Annotated in this window: 11 protein-coding genes; 2 read left to right on the top strand and 9 right to left on the bottom strand. The window is 72.3% G+C overall.

Annotated features, from left to right (window positions below; all coding sequences use genetic code 11):
* Positions 1-73: 73 nt before the first annotated feature.
* On the top strand, positions 74-379 hold the full coding sequence (locus tag EL340_RS12115; RefSeq protein ID WP_126414779.1) for a type II toxin-antitoxin system TacA family antitoxin: 306 nt from the start codon (positions 74-76) through the stop codon (positions 377-379).
* Positions 376-546: a hypothetical protein gene (locus EL340_RS12110; protein WP_232023060.1), complete on the top strand. Its 171-nt coding sequence runs from the start codon at positions 376-378 to the stop codon at positions 544-546. The genes EL340_RS12115 and EL340_RS12110 overlap by 4 nt, the downstream gene beginning before the upstream one ends.
* A gap of 96 nt (positions 547-642) precedes the next feature.
* Here the strand turns inward: EL340_RS12110 and EL340_RS12105 are convergent, their stop codons facing one another.
* The 9 genes from EL340_RS12105 to EL340_RS12065 all read right to left on the bottom strand — a co-directional run bounded on the left by EL340_RS12105 (position 643) and on the right by EL340_RS12065 (position 16,714).
* Positions 643-1,509, bottom strand: coding sequence for a glutathione S-transferase C-terminal domain-containing protein (locus EL340_RS12105; protein ID WP_081381267.1), 867 nt, complete (start codon positions 1,507-1,509; stop codon positions 643-645).
* A 256-nt stretch (positions 1,510-1,765) separates the two neighbouring features.
* Positions 1,766-4,801: a tetratricopeptide repeat protein gene (locus EL340_RS12100; protein ID WP_126414777.1), complete on the bottom strand. Its 3,036-nt coding sequence runs from the start codon at positions 4,799-4,801 to the stop codon at positions 1,766-1,768.
* A 392-nt stretch (positions 4,802-5,193) separates the two neighbouring features.
* On the bottom strand, positions 5,194-6,051 hold the full coding sequence (locus tag EL340_RS12095) for an NADH-quinone oxidoreductase subunit E (protein ID WP_126414776.1): 858 nt from the start codon (positions 6,049-6,051) through the stop codon (positions 5,194-5,196).
* Positions 6,052-6,492 (bottom strand): YbjN domain-containing protein, encoded by a 441-nt coding sequence (locus EL340_RS12090; protein ID WP_126414774.1) that lies wholly within the window; start codon positions 6,490-6,492, stop codon positions 6,052-6,054.
* 163 nt (positions 6,493-6,655) lie between these two features.
* Positions 6,656-7,129, bottom strand: a complete 474-nt coding sequence (locus EL340_RS12085; protein WP_126414772.1) for a hypothetical protein — start codon at positions 7,127-7,129, stop codon at positions 6,656-6,658.
* Between the two features lie 163 nt (positions 7,130-7,292).
* Positions 7,293-8,348, bottom strand: coding sequence for a hypothetical protein (locus EL340_RS12080; RefSeq protein WP_126414770.1), 1,056 nt, complete (start codon positions 8,346-8,348; stop codon positions 7,293-7,295).
* A 555-nt stretch (positions 8,349-8,903) separates the two neighbouring features.
* On the bottom strand, positions 8,904-12,623 hold the full coding sequence (locus EL340_RS12075; protein ID WP_269471634.1) for a DUF4011 domain-containing protein: 3,720 nt from the start codon (positions 12,621-12,623) through the stop codon (positions 8,904-8,906).
* A gap of 336 nt (positions 12,624-12,959) precedes the next feature.
* The gene (locus EL340_RS12070) at positions 12,960-15,041 is read right to left on the bottom strand and encodes an ATP-binding cassette domain-containing protein (RefSeq protein ID WP_232023058.1); all 2,082 of its coding nucleotides are present in this window, start codon (positions 15,039-15,041) and stop codon (positions 12,960-12,962) included.
* Positions 15,038-16,714: an ABC transporter substrate-binding protein gene (locus EL340_RS12065; RefSeq protein ID WP_126414766.1), complete on the bottom strand. Its 1,677-nt coding sequence runs from the start codon at positions 16,712-16,714 to the stop codon at positions 15,038-15,040. The genes EL340_RS12070 and EL340_RS12065 overlap by 4 nt, the downstream gene beginning before the upstream one ends.
* Positions 16,715-16,776 lie beyond the last annotated feature (62 nt).

Genomic DNA, 16,776 nt, shown 5'->3' with positions numbered 1-16,776 from the left:
CCGTGCACGTCACTGACCTTGCACACCCTCCCGCCTGTACGTACATTATCCGTACCACCAAGGAGGCCGAAGCATGCCGATCTCAACAGCCCGTAGAACCCAGAGAATCGATCTGCGCGCCACACCGCGCCAAGAGACTCTCATTCAGCAGGCCGCTTCCCAGACGGACCGCTCCGTCAGCGAGTTCATCCTGTCCGCAGCGACACGGGAAGCCGAGCGCATTCTCGCTGATCGCCGCTGGTTCTCCGTGACGTCAGAGCAACTCGAAGCCATTGAGGCCGTGTTGGACGCTCCGCTGGAGGAGACGTCCCGCCTCGCCCACCTATGGGACCGCCCCTCCCCCTTCGGAACCCGCATCAACCTTGACGACGAATCGTGAGCGCCGGAGGCCTCGAGTCCCCGCGGCGCCTCAGGCGCCAGGACGTCACGGCCGGCTTCCGCAGCGGGGCCACCGCCCAGGATGACGTCATTCTCGGTTATTACGCCATCGCGACGGCCACATACTCCCGCGACGATGCGCCACAGGGACTCAACCACCGCAGCTGAGCCGAATGCTCGGGTCCTCCTGACCCGAACCGACCGCGAGAACCAAGCGCCGGCTCGGGCCGACGCCGGCGGCCCCGCACCGGACCGGCGCTGTCTTCAGCAGCCCAGGGCGCTGCGCTCCTCCGACCCCACCCAGCCCGAGCGGCTCTCCAGGGCGCGGAACCAGCGGGCCAGCGCCGGCCAGAAGGAGACTGACGGCGCCTCCCCGCCGGGGTAGTGCTGGCGCCCGCCGTACTCGTAGGACTGGACGGTGGTGAACAGGCGGATGTCGCTGCCGGTGGGCTTGTCGCCGCACAGGTACTGGCCAATGGCGACGACGGCGGACAGGGCCGGCCCGTCGAGCATCGTCAGGCCGTCCTCACGGGAGGCCTCCATCCGCGTGGCGCGGGCCAGGAGGGTGTCGATGACGTCGAAGCCCACGAGGACGCCGTTGGCCGCCGCCGCGGCCTTCTCCGGGTCCTGGGAGTGAGTGGCCACCGCGTGGCCGACGTTGATCTGCGAGCCGATCCACGTATCCCAGGCGTCGGTGGAGTTGCGACGGTTGAGCGGATAGAGGTCCGGGGCGCCCTCGCGCTGGAGGTCCCACCAAGCAGTGGACAGGTCGAAGAGCATGTCGCCGGAGTCGTCGCTGACGACCTCGCCGGTGGTGGTGTCCACGAGGGCCGGAACGGTGGGGGGCGGCTCGTAGCCGGGGGTCTTCTCGTAGACCTCGGCCAGGGAGCGGGCGCCGAGCGCCGGATCCACGCCGGGTTCGCCGTCGGGACCGGTCAGCTCCCAGTAGCCGTCCGCACCCTTGCCGTAGCTCCAGGACACAGGGATCGCCTCGGTCAGGCCCAGCAGGCGCCGGGCGATGAGGACGCGGCGGCACCACGGACAGGCCCCCGATGCCACGAGTCGGTAGCGCCCCGCCTCCACGGGCAGGTCGCCGCTGGGTACGAATCGGTGTGAGACTGCGATGGCCAAGGGGTGCCTCCCGGGAGGGTCGTCGAGGGGTTGGATGCCCACGGCTAATCATTCCTCGCATATCGGCCGCCGTCACCCGATTCTCACGGGGCGGAATCTCGCATCCCGTACCCGCCGACGCCGACGGTCCTCACTCAACGGGGGCATCCTGCGCGTGGGGTTGCACTATCTCTTGGCCAGGGCGGCGTCGCAGTCCAGGACAGTGTTGCGGGCCAGGGAGGAACCGCATTGCGGGCCGCGCAGCCCGCGCCACACGTCAGCGCAGCGTCTCCTCGATGGAGGCCACGAACTCCAGAGCGTCATGCCCGTCCCAGTACGGCTCGCCCAGCAGGTCGCGCACGCGGGCGCAGGCGGCCAGGGCCTCGTCGCGCTCGCCGCGCTCGGCATGCAGGCGGGCCAGCATGCACAGGGCGCGCGAGGCCGAGTCGCGGTCCTCGGTGTCCATGTAGCCATCGTAGGCGGCCTCGCAGTGCTGGACGGCCTGCCAGTTCTGGCCGGTGCGCCACAGGATCCAGGCCATGTCGTCGTGCCAGTCGCCGATCTCCCACGCCGAGGAGTAGCCCTCGGTGTCGGCCACGCCGGCGAAGGCCTGGCGGGCCTCCTCCATGATCTGGCGAGCCTCGTCGAGCCGGGCCCGGGCCATGGGCAGGGTGAGGTCGTCCACCAGCGCCCGCGCCGAGCGGCGCAGCGCCCGCCCCCGGTCCAGGCAGCCCTGGTCGGTGCGGGTGTCCTCCAGGTCGGCGGCCTGGCGGAACAGGGCGGCGGCGCGCACATTGTCTTTGAGGTTGGAGGCGGCCATCGCCGCGTGCGAGAGGTACTCCCCCGCCAGCGCCCGACGCCCCTGGTCCCGCAGGATCCGGGCGGCTTCCAGCGAGTGCTCGGCGACGCTCTCCTCCTCACCCATGGCCATGCCGGTCTGGGCCAGGAGGCGGTGCAGGTACAGGGCGATGCTCCTGGCCCCGGTGCGCTGGGCCAGAGCCAGCGCGGACTCCAGGACCTCGGCGCTCTCCAGGAAGCGCTCGGAGGCCTCCAGCGCCGAGCCCAGGGACAGCAGGGAGGCCACGGCGTACAGGGTGATGCCGGCGGCCAGCATGATGTTGGCCTGCTCGCGGAACTGGGCGATGGCCTCATCGAACTGGCCCACCTCCATGGAGGAGATGCCCAGCAGACGCCGACCGCGGGCAGCCAGGACCGGGGAGACCTTCTCGTGGCGGCGCATGACCTCCTCAGCCAGCAGGCAGCCGTTGTAGACGTCGCCGCACTCGGCCAGGACCTCAGCGCGCGCCATGTCGAGGATGTCCTCCATCCGCTCGGCGTGGCGGTCCTCGGGGACGGCCTCGGCGGCGCGGGCGACGACCTGGATCGCCCCGAGCGCCTCGTCCTTGGCGTGCAGATCGGTGAGGACCGAGGCCCCCACGAGCAGGGCGTCGGCGGCCAGGACGAGCGCGTCGGTGCCCCCGGGGTCGAGCAGCTCGGTGGACACCAGGTCCTCGACCTGGGCCTCGATCTGCCCGATGAGGGAGGTAGCCCGTTGCAGGCGCTCATCGCGCACGGCGTCCTGGGAGCGCTCGGCGATGGAGTCGGCGGTGATCTCGTTGTCGAGGTTGAGCAGGTCCACGTAGTAGGCGCCCAGTGGCCCGAAGGCCAGCTCGATGAGGGGGCGGATCCGCAGGCGCTCGGCGATGGCCTCCTCCATCTCGGTGCGGCAGGTCATGGCGGCGGCGCGCAGCAGCCCCGTGTGGTACTCCAGGCCCGGGATCTCCTCACCGATCGGGGGCAGCAGGTCGCGCGTGGCCACCTGGTCGACGACGTACCAGTAGTCCATCGTCGAGGAGCCGATGGTGCGGCGGTGGTCGACGTAGCGGCGCACCGCCTCCTCGCCGTTGCGCACCGGCCGGGGCCGCACGAGATCCACCAGGGGGAAGGGCTCATCGCCGCTCTGGTGGCTGGTGGCGGCGCGGGCGCGTCGGCCGGACGTCTCCTGGCTCGACGACGTCGTGCGGGGCGCGTGCTCCTGGACCAGGCCGTTGTCGTCGGCCACGAGACCCAGGAGGGAGGCGACGTCGGGGGCGGCGCCGTCCTCGTCCACGGTCAGGCTCGTCTGGGCCGCCTCGGGCAGCTCCTCAGAGGGCTCCAGAAGATCGACCTCCACGCCCAGCCCGTGGACCGCGCCGGGGGCGGCGTCGAAAGCGGCCCGGGCCAGGGAGCGCTCCAGGTGGTCGGAGACCGTGGAGTTGCCGTTGCGCGTGTCAAACTGCTGGGCCAGGCGCCGGGCCCAGCCGGTCATCTCGGCGTAGGCGCGCGAGATCGTGGTGGAGGACTCCAGCCCCGGCAGCGGGTACCACAGGTCGGCGGCCGGGACCTCGACGCCGAGGGCCTCCTCGCCGCGGCCCGCCCGCTCGGCCTCGCGCAGCACCAGGCTCATGCCGCGCAGGGCCGACAGCAGCACGTAGGCGGACTCGGCCTGCGCCAGCCAGGACAGGTGACGGCGCAGGATCTCCAGGCCCCGGTCCACCCGCCCCACGAGGGCCAGGTACTCCAGGTGGTAGGCCAGGGAGATGAGAGCCTTGGGGCTGCGGCGGATCTCCCGGTAGGAGCGCAGGTGCGCCTCCCAGGCCGCCCGGGGCCGGCCGGAGGCCAGCAGGGGCAGCAGCACGAGGGACTGCGTGGTCTGGGGCTGCACGGAACAGCTGACGGCGCCGGTCAACGCGGGCACGGCGGTGGCCACGGCCAGCTCCCAGGCCTCGGTGCGGTAGGCGAAGGCGACCTGACGCATGGGGTCACAGCCCTCGCAGTCGGCGTTCTCGTCGCGGTGGGTGGCCCGCCAGGCGGCCAGCTCCTCGGCGGCCTCCTCCTCGAGGCCCAGCAGGCCGGCGACCGAGGCGCGCTCTCCGTGGACGACGTGCATGGAGGCGCCCCCGGAGCGGTAGAACTCCTCGAGACTGGCCTCGAGCTGGCGCACCTTGTCCTTGGAGACCCTGGGGTTGGCGCCCGCCACGGCCACCGCCCACTTGAAGTGCCAGTGCAGGGTGCGCACCTGGGCGTCGTCGAAGGCCTCGGGATGGCGCTGGTAGCGGCCGAGGTTCCACGAGAAGGGCGCCAGCGCCTTCCACGCCTCGTTGCCCTGCTGGTAGGCCTCGGTCAGGGCCAGTCGGGTGGCGATCCGCAGGTCCTCGTCCCCCAGGGCGTCCGCCCAGCTGACGGCCTCCGCGACGAGGACCGAGGTCTGGGGGCCGTGGCCGAGGGCATCGGCGTAGGCCAGGCGCTCGAGGATGTCTTCGCGTGTTGTCATGGAGTCTGTCCTTCCGGGCGGAGCCTGACGTTGCGCCGTCATGAGGCGAAGGCTTCCACCGTGTGCTGCCAGGACGCGCGGCACGTGGTCCGCGCACCCAAGGAGCGCCGCGGGAGGAGGTCCGTCATCCCGCGCCGCTCAACGATGAACGGCGTCATAGGCGTATCGGTCTCCTTTCGTCCAGCGGGGCGGTCGTCCGACGTCCAGTGTTACCGAACAGTTATAGAATCCGCTACCGCTGCACCGGGGGGCAACTCGACCGCAGGGCATGTCGGGGTCCGCGGCGGCGCCCCCGACTCGTCGGCCCCGCACCGGCGCGCCCCGACGACGCCCGCCCCACCTCAGTGTTTCCAACGGGTGTCGGGGCGCTGAGGTCGCAGGGGCCGAGGGAGCTAGGACACGAGCAGCGGCTTGGGGGTGTTGGTTGTCTCAACCCCGGTTCCGCCGTCAGCATCACCCGCGGCGGTCATGCTCTCGTCACTCTTGACGTCGGCGGCAGGCTCTGCATGAGCCCGCGCCGGGGACTGCGCGTGCGCGTCGGTTCCCGGCCCGTCGATGACGGCGGCCATCTCCAGCGTCGCACCCCTCATCGGGTCCGTCGCCCGTGCAGGCGAGTCCGCGCCGGCGGGGGCGGCGGGCCGGGGGGAGGGCTCAGCGGGCCGACCGCCCTCACCCGGCGTGACATCACGGGCCCCCTCGTCCTCGTACGGCGCGACGACGGCAGTAGTCGCCTCCCGGCCCGCCTCACCGGGCGCCTCGGCGTCGGACCGGCTGTCGGGCTCGCCGCCGGTACCGATGTCGAGGATGCTGTCGAGGATGCTGAGGACCTCGCGCAGGGCCTCGTCGACGCCATCGAGGACGAAGTCCATGGTGCCGGCCAGCTGGGCGTCGTCGAGCCCGGCCCCGATATTGGTGAGGACCTCGGCGCACAGGCCCAGGCCGGCGTCGTCGACCTCGGTGTAGAGGGCGGGGATGAGCCGGCCGCTGGAGACCTCCTGGGCCACGGCGCGCACCCGCGAGAGCGCGGCGGCGCCCGGCACTGAGCCGGCGAGCTGGTGGTGGGCGCGCACGGCGAGGATCCGGCGGTCGACCACCATGAGCACGTAGTCGAAGCCGGCCACCGAGGAGCGCACCACCCCCTCGGACAGGTCGATGTCATAGCTGTAGCCGCGCTCGGCCAGCCAGGCGGCGAGCCGCCTGAGGGTCACGGTCGGGGTCACGGACCCCTCCGGCTGGTTCCACCAGGCCATTCAGTCCTCCTCCCAGGTGACGAGCTCGGGGAAGCGCTCCTGAACGGTGGCGAAGAAGGCCCGAGTCATTCCCAGGCCCATGTCCATGAAGGCGTCGAGCTGGACCTCACTCATGCCCGCGCCGACGTAGGCCACCATTTGGGTGCTCAGGAGCAGCAGGTTCGGGTCGTGGGCGGGGGTGACGGCCAGGTCGGGCCCGTAGGTGGAGCGGTGCTGGGTGTCGATGAAGGCGCGCATCTCGTCGAGCCGGTCGGCCGTCGGGCGCCCGCGCCACATGCCGGCCACGACGAGGGCGGCCTCCTTATCGTGCAGGTAGACGCCGATGTCGCAGCCCGGGAAGCCCATGAAGACGGCGCCGTCCTCCTCGGGGCCGGCGGCGATGCCGCGCTGGGACAGCCAGGCCTCGACCCTCTCAAGGGTCAGCGCCGGTTGTGCGCTCATGGGCGGGATCGCCTCCTTCCCGGTGCGGGGCCTGACTCAGGCTTGGCGGGGTTCGGTTCGGGTTCGGTGCTGTGACTGGTGCTGCACTGGACCTGGCCGCATTGGCCGTGCAGCCGGCTCGGCGACTTGGCGCCGACTGGCGGCGCCGGCGCCGGGCCCGGTCTCAGAACTCGATGTCGGACGCGATGTCCGCGACCGTGTCGACCTGGCCGGCTCCGGTCTGTGCGCTGCGCACGCTACCCGGAGAAGCCCCCTTGCCCCTAGTCGAGCCCGAAGCGCCGACGGCGTCGGGCCAGCTCACCGGGGACGGGCCGCCCGCCGCGCCGGAGGCGGCAGGGGCGCCGGGGCCGTCCGGGAGGCGCCCCAGGGCCTGGTCCAGGGAACGGCCCAGCACCCCGGAGGCCGACTCGGCCAGGGTCAGGCAGCGCGAGTCCATCTGCTCGGGGGTCTTGTACCCCCGGCGGGCGGAGGCGGTGGTGCGCCGTCCCTTCCCGGCGCGGGCTGCGGGCTCGGTGCGCGCGGCGCGGGAGCGCTGCGGTGCGCCCGAGGCGCCGGAGCCTCCTCGCCCAGCCGCCCTGGCGGTGGAGGACCTGGCGGTGGAGGAGCTGTCTTGGGACTTCTTGCGGAAGCCGACCATGGTGGTCCTTTCGGGAATGGTGTCGAGCGGCGCGGGGCCACGCGGGGGACGAAGAGCTGATGAGGCGACGGGCGCGGCGCAGGATGCGCGGTCGGCGTCGTCGGGCTTCAGGCCGCGTCCGCTTCGCCGGCGGGCCAGGCCGGGCGGGCGGCGGGTGGGAACGCTAGCGGGGCACCTCGCAGGAGAGCTGGTCGGCGGCGTGGGCCTGCTGGCTCCACAGCTCCTCGGTGAAGGTGTTGTCCAGGATGGAGCGGGCCAGCGGCTCGTCGGGGCGCATGATGTCGCGCACCGTCTGGAGGATGAGCTGGCGGCGGTCGTTCAGGCCCTCCTGGCCCAGGATCTGGGCCGAGCGGCCCAGGCCGCCCATGAAGTTGACGTACTCCATGGCGTGGTACTGGGGGGAGACCTCGTCGGGGCGCAGCTGGTGGGTGCGCGTGGCCAGCGCGTTGCGCACGTCGCGGCGCAGGGACTCCTGCCCGCCCTCGGAGCGCACGTAGAAGGGCAGGAGGCGGTTCATCATGAGGTGGTGGGCGATGGCGTAGTCGACGTAGTAGAAGAAGGCCAGCCCCACCCCCTCCTCGGCGGACTGCTCCGACTCGGACTTCTGCCACTCGGCGTAGCAGGTGGTCTTGGCGACCTCCTTGGCCCAGGTGGGCGCGGCCGCCATGGCCTCGGTCGGCTGGAAGGCCACGCGCGACTTACAGCGCGGGCAGGTGATGAAGACCGGCATGTGGTAGAGCTCGGGCAGCGGCACCGGGTCCCCGCACTTGTCGCAGGTGAAGGAGAACTGGGCCTGGCGCCAGTCGGTCATGGCCCGGTTCCACTCCTCGCGGGCCTGCTCGGCGCGGCCGGGGGCGAAGACCTCCTCGATGATGTTGCGCAGGCGCACCTCGAAGCCGGCCACGAGGTTGGCCGCGTCCTGGAGGCGGGCGGAGAGCTGACGGTCCTCCTCGATGGACAGGTCGGCGTCGATGTCCAGGAAGGGGGCGAAGTGCTTGGCGAAGACCCGTTGGGCCTTGGTGTGCAGGAACATGATCTGGGCCTCGACCTCCGAGCGGAAGGCGGAGACGGAGGCCGGGTCGGTGATCTGCATCTCCATCGCGGTGCGGGCCGAGCTGACGCCGAACTCCCGGGCGCGAGCCTCCAACCGGTCCAGGTAGGTGCTCAGGCGCTGAGTGAGTGCCTGAAGCCGCCGGTAGTAGCGGACGTAGGCGGACATGTCAGGCTCCTTGCGGTGGAGGATCGGGAGTATTGCTGAGGAAGGCGCCGGTTGCCGGGGCTGTCCGGGCGCGGCTCGGTGCCAGCGACGACGCCGGCTCGCGAGCCCGGCGCAGGAGGCACCCACGGCTGCCAGCACTGGGGATGCTACTCAACTGGAGACTTCAACTGCGACCTGATCGTGATCTTTTGAAATCGAGGAGCCCGATATCCGGGCAGAACTCCCCCTCGCCATTCCTCCGACGCCATGTCTTCTCGGCTGTCTACAACGGCGCCGCCAAGCCGGAGAAAAGTCCTGGTCGCCGTCGAGCCGGAGCAACTCGGGAAGCACCGACGAGTGATAAGGATCATAGTGTCGGTGCTGGCACAAACGACCTGGTCATGACGCCCGTCGTGATCCTCCCGTGATCCAACGGGACCGGCCGGGGCCCGCGCGGACCCGCCCTGCAGCCCCTGCACCTCACGCGTTCGTAGGGTAGGTCGCGCGGTCGCGCCCTCTACCCCTCGAACGCGAGGCACAAGGTACGACCGCGCGGCGCTCCCCGCACTAGCGGGGCTACGACTGCTCGCGCTCAGCCTCCTTGAGGGCCCTGGTGAGCGCCTCCGACACCCCGCGCGCACCGAGACTGCGCTTCTTGGCGCTCAGACGCTTGAGCGCCCACGTGAACAGGTCCTCCCGGGAGACCCACTCCGGGTTCTTGGCACGCGCCTGAACCATGAGCCCCACCAGCTCGCGGGGGTGGATCTCCTGGATGGAGTCCACGTGGTCCAGGGCGTTGCGGCGGTAGGACGGGGCCGCGAGCGCGTCGTCCCGGCTGGCCCACACGAAGCCGTCCTCGTCGAAGTAGGCGAAGGCCTCCCCCAGAGCGGCCCTGATCGACTCCTGACGCGACTTGACGGTTCGTGACAGTCCGAAGGCACGGGAGATCTTGACGTAGAGCCGGCGCCGCGCGATCGGGGCCTCGACCCGGCAGATGGCGGTGGCGACCTCGACGAGCACCTTCCTGGCCTCCGCATCGGTGCCGGCCCGGTCGAGGATCTCCACCGGGCGCACGCCCGCCGGGCTCCAGGCGGTGTACTCGCTGCCCGGGGCTCGCGGGCCGGAGGCGGGACCCGTGCCGGGGCTGCCAGCGCCTGCATCAATGCCTGCACCAGCGCTCGCGTCGACCTGGTCCCCCGTCTCCGCGTCATCTGCGTCGTCGTCGGTCTGCGGCCCGGCGGCCTCGATCGGGCCGGCCGCCTCCGGTTCGGGCGCTGCTGTCGACGGCGTCACCGGCGTCCAGCGACCACCGGCGGCCTCGACGAGCCGGGCGACGACGGCCTGCGGGTCCGCCAGCCACTCGGGCATCCAGACCCGTTCGACCCGCTGCCAGCCCATCGTGTGCAGGACGTCGACCGGCAGCAGGTCCCGGTCCACGACGCTCTCCCGCTGGTTCCACTGCGGCCCGTCGAGCATGACGGCGACGGTGGGGAGGGCGGGCTGGTCGACTCGCGCCAGCACGAGGTCGATCTCGAAGGTGGAGTGGCCGACGCCGGTACGGACCGTGAGCCCGGCCGCCTCCAGCGCCTCGGCGATCTCGTGGCGGTGCCAGCTCAGCGGGCTGCGCGAGGCCGGCAGGGCCCGGGGCGCCCGCCGCTGGGCGGCCTGGTGGAGGTAGGCGCGCAGGTCCTTGACGCCCCGGTGGGAGGTCCGCTCGGCGTGCAGGTCCTGGGGGTCGAAGCTGGTGAAGACGATGATCTGCCGGCGGGCCCGGGTGATGGCCACGTTGAGGCGCCGCTCGCCACCGGCGTGGTTGAGCGCCCCGAAGCTCAGTGGTACCTCGCCCCGGGCGTTGGCGGCCAGGGTGACGGAGAACAGGATGGTGTCACGCTCCTCGCCCTGGGCGTTCTCCAGGTTCCTGACGAACAGGCCGTCGCGGACGTCGAGCGCCTCGATGACCCGGGGCGAGGCGCCCTCGCGCAAGCGCTTCTCGATGAGCTCGCGCTGGCGATCGTTGAAGGTGATGACGCCCAGCGAGGGCGGGCGGTCCGGGGAGGCCTCGAAGTGGCGGAGCACCTCCTCGACCACACGCCTGGCCTCGTGCGGGTTGGTGCTCGGTCGAGCCTTGGAGCGCCTGGCCCGGTCCTCGGGCCTGAAGTAGCTGCCGGCCACCCTGCGCAGCGAGATGCCGTGCCCGCCGGGGGCGTCGTCGGGCCCGGTTGACATGGTCAGCGGACTGGGGAAAGTGAGCAGCGCACCCCCGTAGTAGTGGCGATTGGAGAAGGCCACGAGGGACTCGTCGCGGCTGCGGTAGTGCCAGGTGAGCCGGCGCTGGAGCAGGCCGCACTCCAGGCACCTCATCAGGATGGAGTCGGCCTCGGGCGCCTGGCCTCCGCTCGTCTCGCCGGCGCCGGGGGCGGGCGGCATCTGCTTGGGGTCGCCGACGACGACCACGCTGCGGCCGCGCCCCATGGCGCCCACGGCGTCGGCCACCCGGATCTGGGAGGCCTCGTCGAAGACGACGATGTCCACGTAGCGGCGGTCGGCCGGGAAGAAGCGGGCCACCGAATCCGGCGAGACGAGCAGGCAGGGCGTCAGGGCGGTGATGAGGTCCCCGTAGGTGCTCATCAGCTCGCGCACGCTCATGGTGCTCCGGCGCCGGTTGAGCTCATGGCGCAGCCCATCCACCCGGGAGCCGGCGTTCTGGAGGACCCGGTCTCGGTGGGTCAGGACGACGTCGACCAGCTCGAGGCTCAGGGCCCGACGGAGTTCTTCCTGGGTGCTGCGGTAGCGCTCGATGAGCCGGTTGTGGGCGGCGGCGTCGAAGGTGTCCAGGCCGGTGGCTCGGGCGCGCTCCTCCAGAGCGGCCTGGGCCTGGGCGGCGGCGGGGCTCTCAGGGTCCCCGGAGTCCCGAAGCTGGGCGAGCTTCTCACGGGCGTCGGCGTAGGAGGGACCCTTCGGGCCCGGCTCGTACAGGCCGCGGCGGTAGGCGTCGAGCTCGGCACGGATCCCGGCCAGCTCGGCGCGCAGCGCGGCCGGTGCGGGACGGTCGGCCGCGTCGCCGGTCCTGGCGTCGGTACTGGCGCCGTCTCCGCCCTCTCCCGGCTGCAGGGCCAGGGCCCGGCGCAGCGCCTCGCGCACGGCGGTCGGCCTCATGCCGTTGTCGTGAAGGTTGAGCAGCAGGTCCCCGATCCCGGTCTCCTCGCGCAGGCGGCGGGCGACGACGTCGAGGGCGGACTTCTTCTCGGCGACGAACATGATGGTGCGCCCCGTGGCCAGAGCACGGAAGATGAGGTTGGAGACGGTCTGGGACTTGCCCGTCCCGGGCGGTCCCTCGACGACAAGGCTGCGTCCGGCGACGGCATCGGCCACGACCCGGGCCTGTGCGGAGTCGGCCGCCAGGGGCAGGTTCTCGACCTCCCGGTCGATGTCGACCTCCCCGCCGGCCGGGACCGCGCCTCCGTTGATGTCCCCGGTATCGTCGCGCAGTCCCGCCAGGCGGGCGACCAGCGGGTTCTCCGTCATGGACTGCCAGTGGTCCTCGAGGTCCCTCCACATTCTGTAGGTGGAGAAGCGGAAGAGTCCCAGGTGGACCGTTGGCGTGACGACGTCGCCCCAGCCCGCCCGCCCGAGCCGGCCGCGCACGCCGTCGAGAATGGACTCCAGGTCGATGCCGTGCTCGTCACGCGCCGGCACCCTCAGCTCGGCCAGGTCGATGCCGGTGTCGCGCTCGAAGCGGTCGAGGAAGGAGTAGTTCGGCGTCGACACACCGGTCTCATCCAGGCCGATGCCGAAGTCATCGCCAGTGCGCTCCAGATTCACCGGAATGAGGATGAGCGGGGAGCGCAGGCGCCTGCCGCTGCTCTCCCAGTGCAGGGTCCCGATCGCCAGGTAGAGGTTGTTGGCCCCGGTCTCCTCGACGGCGGTGCGGGCACTGGTGGCCAGGGCCTGGAGGCGTTGCACACGCTCGGTGGCGGTCAGCTCGGTCTCGATGGTGTGCTCGGCCAGGAGCGCGGCAAGACGAGCCTCCTCGTCAGCGAGGCGGTCTCCAGCCAGGTTCGCGGGACGGTACCTGCCCGAGGTCAGCGAGATAAGGTGACGGTCATTGACGAGGTCCTCGACCTGGCCGATGAGCGCGGGTGGCACCCTCAGCTCGACCGGCTCCACGATGTGGTGCGAGGCGCGGTTGATGAGCGGGTTGCTCGCGGAGAGGTTGAGCAGGTTCTTCTGCCAGTCCCGGACCTGCTTGGGGGCCCTCGGGGTGGAGAGTTTGTCAGAGCTTATGGGACTGTTCATGGGGCTCATGGGCGGTTCATGGGTGATGAGGGACAGGCGTCGGCCCGCTCGACCTGGGCCGGTCGGACCGGTCTGGGCTCCGCGCGCACCGCAGGCCTGCCGGTGGGGATGCCGGTGGCCGCGGATGGACGGCCGCTGCGGACAGGGATGCGGCTTGCTCCGGCCGACGAGCGCAGATTACAACGGCTTACAACGGCCCTCCAACACGAGCGGACGCCGCTCCTCCCAAGAGTCCCTCCTTCACGCGTTCGTAGGGTAGGTCGCGCGGACGCACCGTAGGGCCCGCGGACGGCCCCTGCAGGGTCAGTCACCGAGGCCTATGGTGCGTCCGCAGTGTCAGGCGGCGGGCTCGGCAGTCTCGGCCTGGAGGGCCCGACGGCGCTCTCGGCGCTCGGCCTGCACGACCGGGTCGGGCACGGGCACGGCCGCCACCAGGCGCCGGGTGTAGTCCTGGTGCGGACGGGCGAGCACCTGCTCGGTGGGCCCGGACTCCACGACCCGGCCGCCGCTGAGCACCACGGTGCGCGCGGCGATGGAGTCGACGACGGCCAGGTCGTGGGAGACGAACAGGCAGGCGAAGCCCAGCTCGGCCTGCAGCGAGCGCAGCAGGTCCAGGACCACCGCCTGCACGGAGACGTCCAGGGCGCTGGTGGGCTCGTCGGCGATCACCAGGCGGGGATCCAGGGCCAGGGCGCGGGCGATCGCCACCCGCTGGCGCTGGCCGCCGCTCATCTCGTGGGGGTAGCGCTCGGCCATGGCGGCCGGCAGGCGCACCGCCTCCAGCAGCTCGCGCACGCGGGCCCGCCTGGCCGGGGAGTCGAAGCCGCCGTGGATGAGCATGGGCTCGGCGATCGAGGCCCCCACGGTGCGCCGCGGATTGAGCGAGGAGGCAGGGTTCTGGTAGACGACGCCGGTCGAGCGGCGCACGGGCAGCAGGTCGCGGCGCCTGGCCCCGGCCACCTCGACGCCGTCGACGCGCACGCTGCCCGAGGCGATGGGCACCAGCCCGGTGAGGGTCCCGGCGATCGTGGACTTGCCCGAGCCGGACTCGCCCACCAGCCCCAGGACCTCCCCCGGCGCGATCGTCAGCGAGGCGTCGTGCACGGCGTGGACCGTGCGCCGCCCGTTGCGGTAGACGACGTTCAGGCCCTCGACGGCGACGACGGGCTCGGCGTCCTTCGCGCCCGGCCTCTCGGACTCGCGCGCGACCGCGGCGAAGGGGTCCTCCTGGCGCAGGGAGTCCAGGCGCGGCACGGCGGCGAGCAGCTCGCGGGTGTACTCGTGGACGGGCGCCTCGAAGATCTCGCGCACGGCGCCGCGCTCGACGATGGTCCCGCGGCGCATGACGGCGACGTCGTCGGCCACGTCCGCGACGACCGCCATGTCGTGGGTGATGAGCAGGACCGCCACGCCCTCGTCCTGGGTCAGGGAGCGCAGCAGGTCGAGGATCCCGGCCTGGACGGTGACGTCGAGGGCGGTGGTGGGCTCGTCGGCGATGAGCACCGGCGGGTCGCAGGCCATGGCAAGGGCGATGCAGGCGCGCTGGAGCTGGCCGCCGGAGAGCTGGTGGGGGTGGGAACGGGCGATGCGCTCGAGCTCCTCGCCGCCCTTGCCGCCCAGGCCCACGCGGGTCAGCAGCTCGCGCACGCGGGCGTCGACCTCGGCGCGGCTGAGCCTACGGGGCCTGGCGGACCGGCCTGCCCGTCCCGGTCGACGACGGCGCCCGGCACCGGCCTCTGCCCCGGTCCCGCCGCCGATCCCGCTGCTGGGCTCAGTACCGGCCTGGGTACCGGCCCGCCGGAAGGCGCCGGGGTGGGCGCGCACGGCCTCGCCGATCTGGAAGGCGATGGTCTCCAGGGGGTCCAGGGCCGTGGTCGGCTCCTGGAAAATGGTGCCGACGAGCCGCCCGCGCACGTCGTCGAGCACCGGGCGGGAGGCGCCCACGAGCTCGACGGCGGGCGCAGCGGCCCCGGTGGCGGCCCCGGCGTCGTCACCCCCGCCTCCAGACCTGGCGGGGTCGACGACGCGCGCCGAGCCGGAAACAGCGGCGGTGGGAGGCAGCAGACCCAGGGCGCCCAGCGCGGTCACCGACTTGCCGGAGCCGGACTCGCCCACGAGGGCCTGGACCCGGCCGGGCCGCAGCTCCAGGTCGATCCCGGTGGAGGCGGGCGCGTCGCTTCCGGCGAAGGCGACGCCGAAGCCGCGCAGGCTCAGTGCCGCCCCGCCCACGGCGTCGGCCGTGCCAGCGGCACCAGCAGAGTCAGCCGCCCCAACCGCCCCGCCGGCGCCGTCGGCCGTGCCAGCGGCACCAGCAGCATCAACCGCGTCCGCTACGCTCACCGCCTCACCGGCGCCGCCGGCCGGGGTCTGCCCCACCTCGGCCCTCGGCGCGCCGGCGCCCCGGCTCCACTCACTCATGAGGCGCTCACTCCGATCACCTGGTAGCTGGGGTAGGCGGGGTAGGACTCGACGAAGAACCCGGCCACGCCCGAGCCGTGCAGGAAGGAGTTGCGTCGGTAGGCCAGGGGCACCACGGGCACCTCCTCGGCGATCGTGCGATCCAGGGCCGCCCACTGGGTCTGGGCCGCCGAGGCGTCGAGGTTGGCCTGGGCCTGGGCGATGGCGGCGTCGACCTCCGCGTTGGAGTAGCGGGCGTAGTTGGCGCCGCCGGAGCCGATCTCGGAGGAGGCGAACAGGGGCTGGATGTTGGCATTGGCCGAGGGGTAGTCCGGGTTCCAGCTGGCGATGGCCAGGTCGTAGGTGGAGCCGTCGCCCTTGGTGGCGCGCTCGGTGAAGGTGTCGGGCTCGACCGGCTCGATGGTGACCTGCAGGCCGGCCTCCTTGAGGGACTGGCCCACGGCCTCGGCGACCGCCTTGGAGGCGGCGCCGTTGTCGGTGAGCAGTACCAGGCCCGGCACGGCCTTGCCGGTTAACAGCTCCCTGGCCTTGGCGGCGTCGCGGGGGTAGAGGTCGTAGTCCTGGCGGCCGGGGATGCCCGGAGTGATGTATGTGGTGGCCGCCTGGGCGCCCAGCTCCCCGCCCAGGGCGGCGACGACGGCGGCCTTGTCAACCGCGTGGGCGATGGCCTTGCGCACGTCAAGGTCGCTGACGCGCTGGACGTTGATGGCCAGGAAGGCCAGCGGCCCGCCCTCGGGACTGGTGGCCAGGCGCGACTTGGCGCTCTTGTTGGCCGAGACCTGGGCGAGCTGGGCGGCCGAGACGCGGTCGGCGCCGAAGGCGTGGCGGTCGTCCCCGGAGTCGGCGATGAGCCGCTGGGAGGCGGTGGTCTCGTCCTGGCCCAGGGAGAAGGTGAAGGTGTCTGGCAGTGCGAGGCGCACGTCGTCGGTGTCCTTCGACCAGCTCGGGTTGCGCGTCAGCGTGATGGACGAGCCCTGCTTGTACTCCCCGACCTGGTAGGGCCCCGAGGCAATGGGCTGGTGGGAGTAGGTGGCGGGGTCATCCCCCTCGGGGACCGGGGAGAAGGCCGGCTGGGCGACGATCCAGGGCCAGTCGCCGAAGGCGCGCGCGAGGTGGAAGACAATGGTGGACTCGTCGGGGGTGGCGATGGAGTCCAGGTGGGCGCCGGAGTAGGGGCCCTGGTATCCCTCGGCGCCGGCCAGGAGGGACTTGTGGTAGCCCAGGCCGCCGGACAGGGCCGGGGCGAAGGAGCGCTCGACGCCGTGCTTGATGTGGGCCGAGGTGATGGCCGAGCCGTCGGAGAGCTTGAGGCCCTTCTTGAGGGTGAAGGTCCAGGTCAGGCCGTCGTCGGAGACCTTGCCGGTGTCGGTGGCCAGGTCGGGGGCGAGCTCGACCGGCTTGCCCGGCGCCAGCTTCCAGGTGGTCAGGCGCCGGTGGACCAGGCCCAGTGAGGTCATGGGCATGGACTGGCTCTTGGCGGGGTCCCAGCCGACGTCCGAGGCGGAGGTCAGGACCGTCAGGTTGCCGCCGGCCTTGGCGCTGGCCGAGGCGCCCGACGACGAGCGCGAGTTGGCCCCGCAGGCGGCCAGGGTCAGCGCAGTCAGGGCGGTCATGCCGGTGCCGGCCAGGAAGGCGCGGCGCGAGCCGCTGAGGGTGCGGTGGGTGTCAGACATGGGTGTCCTTCCTGTGCTGCGGTCGGCCCGTGGCGGGCCGCCGGGTCGGGGTCCCGACGCCG

Origin of the sequence: Actinomyces viscosus (assembly GCF_900637975.1) — a bacterium.
In the GTDB taxonomy this organism is placed as follows: domain Bacteria; phylum Actinomycetota; class Actinomycetes; order Actinomycetales; family Actinomycetaceae; genus Actinomyces; species Actinomyces viscosus.
This window is presented reverse-complemented; position numbering and strand designations above follow the sequence as displayed.

What these genes read in the sequence shown, in the direction of transcription:
- EL340_RS12115 (WP_126414779.1), top strand. Translation starts at nt 74, where the DNA reads ATGCCGATCTCAACAGCCCGTAGAACCCAGAGAATCGATCTGCGCGCC.
- EL340_RS12100 (WP_126414777.1), bottom strand. Translation starts at nt 4,801, where the DNA reads ATGACAACACGCGAAGACATCCTCGAGCGCCTGGCCTACGCCGATGCC.
- EL340_RS12095 (WP_126414776.1), bottom strand. Translation starts at nt 6,051, where the DNA reads ATGGCCTGGTGGAACCAGCCGGAGGGGTCCGTGACCCCGACCGTGACC.
- EL340_RS12090 (WP_126414774.1), bottom strand. Translation starts at nt 6,492, where the DNA reads ATGAGCGCACAACCGGCGCTGACCCTTGAGAGGGTCGAGGCCTGGCTG.
- EL340_RS12085 (WP_126414772.1), bottom strand. Translation starts at nt 7,129, where the DNA reads ATGGTCGGCTTCCGCAAGAAGTCCCAAGACAGCTCCTCCACCGCCAGG.
- EL340_RS12080 (WP_126414770.1), bottom strand. Translation starts at nt 8,348, where the DNA reads ATGTCCGCCTACGTCCGCTACTACCGGCGGCTTCAGGCACTCACTCAG.
- EL340_RS12075 (WP_269471634.1), bottom strand. Translation starts at nt 12,623, where the DNA reads ATGAACAGTCCCATAAGCTCTGACAAACTCTCCACCCCGAGGGCCCCC.
- EL340_RS12070 (WP_232023058.1), bottom strand. Translation starts at nt 15,041, where the DNA reads ATGAGTGAGTGGAGCCGGGGCGCCGGCGCGCCGAGGGCCGAGGTGGGG.
- EL340_RS12065 (WP_126414766.1), bottom strand. Translation starts at nt 16,714, where the DNA reads ATGTCTGACACCCACCGCACCCTCAGCGGCTCGCGCCGCGCCTTCCTG.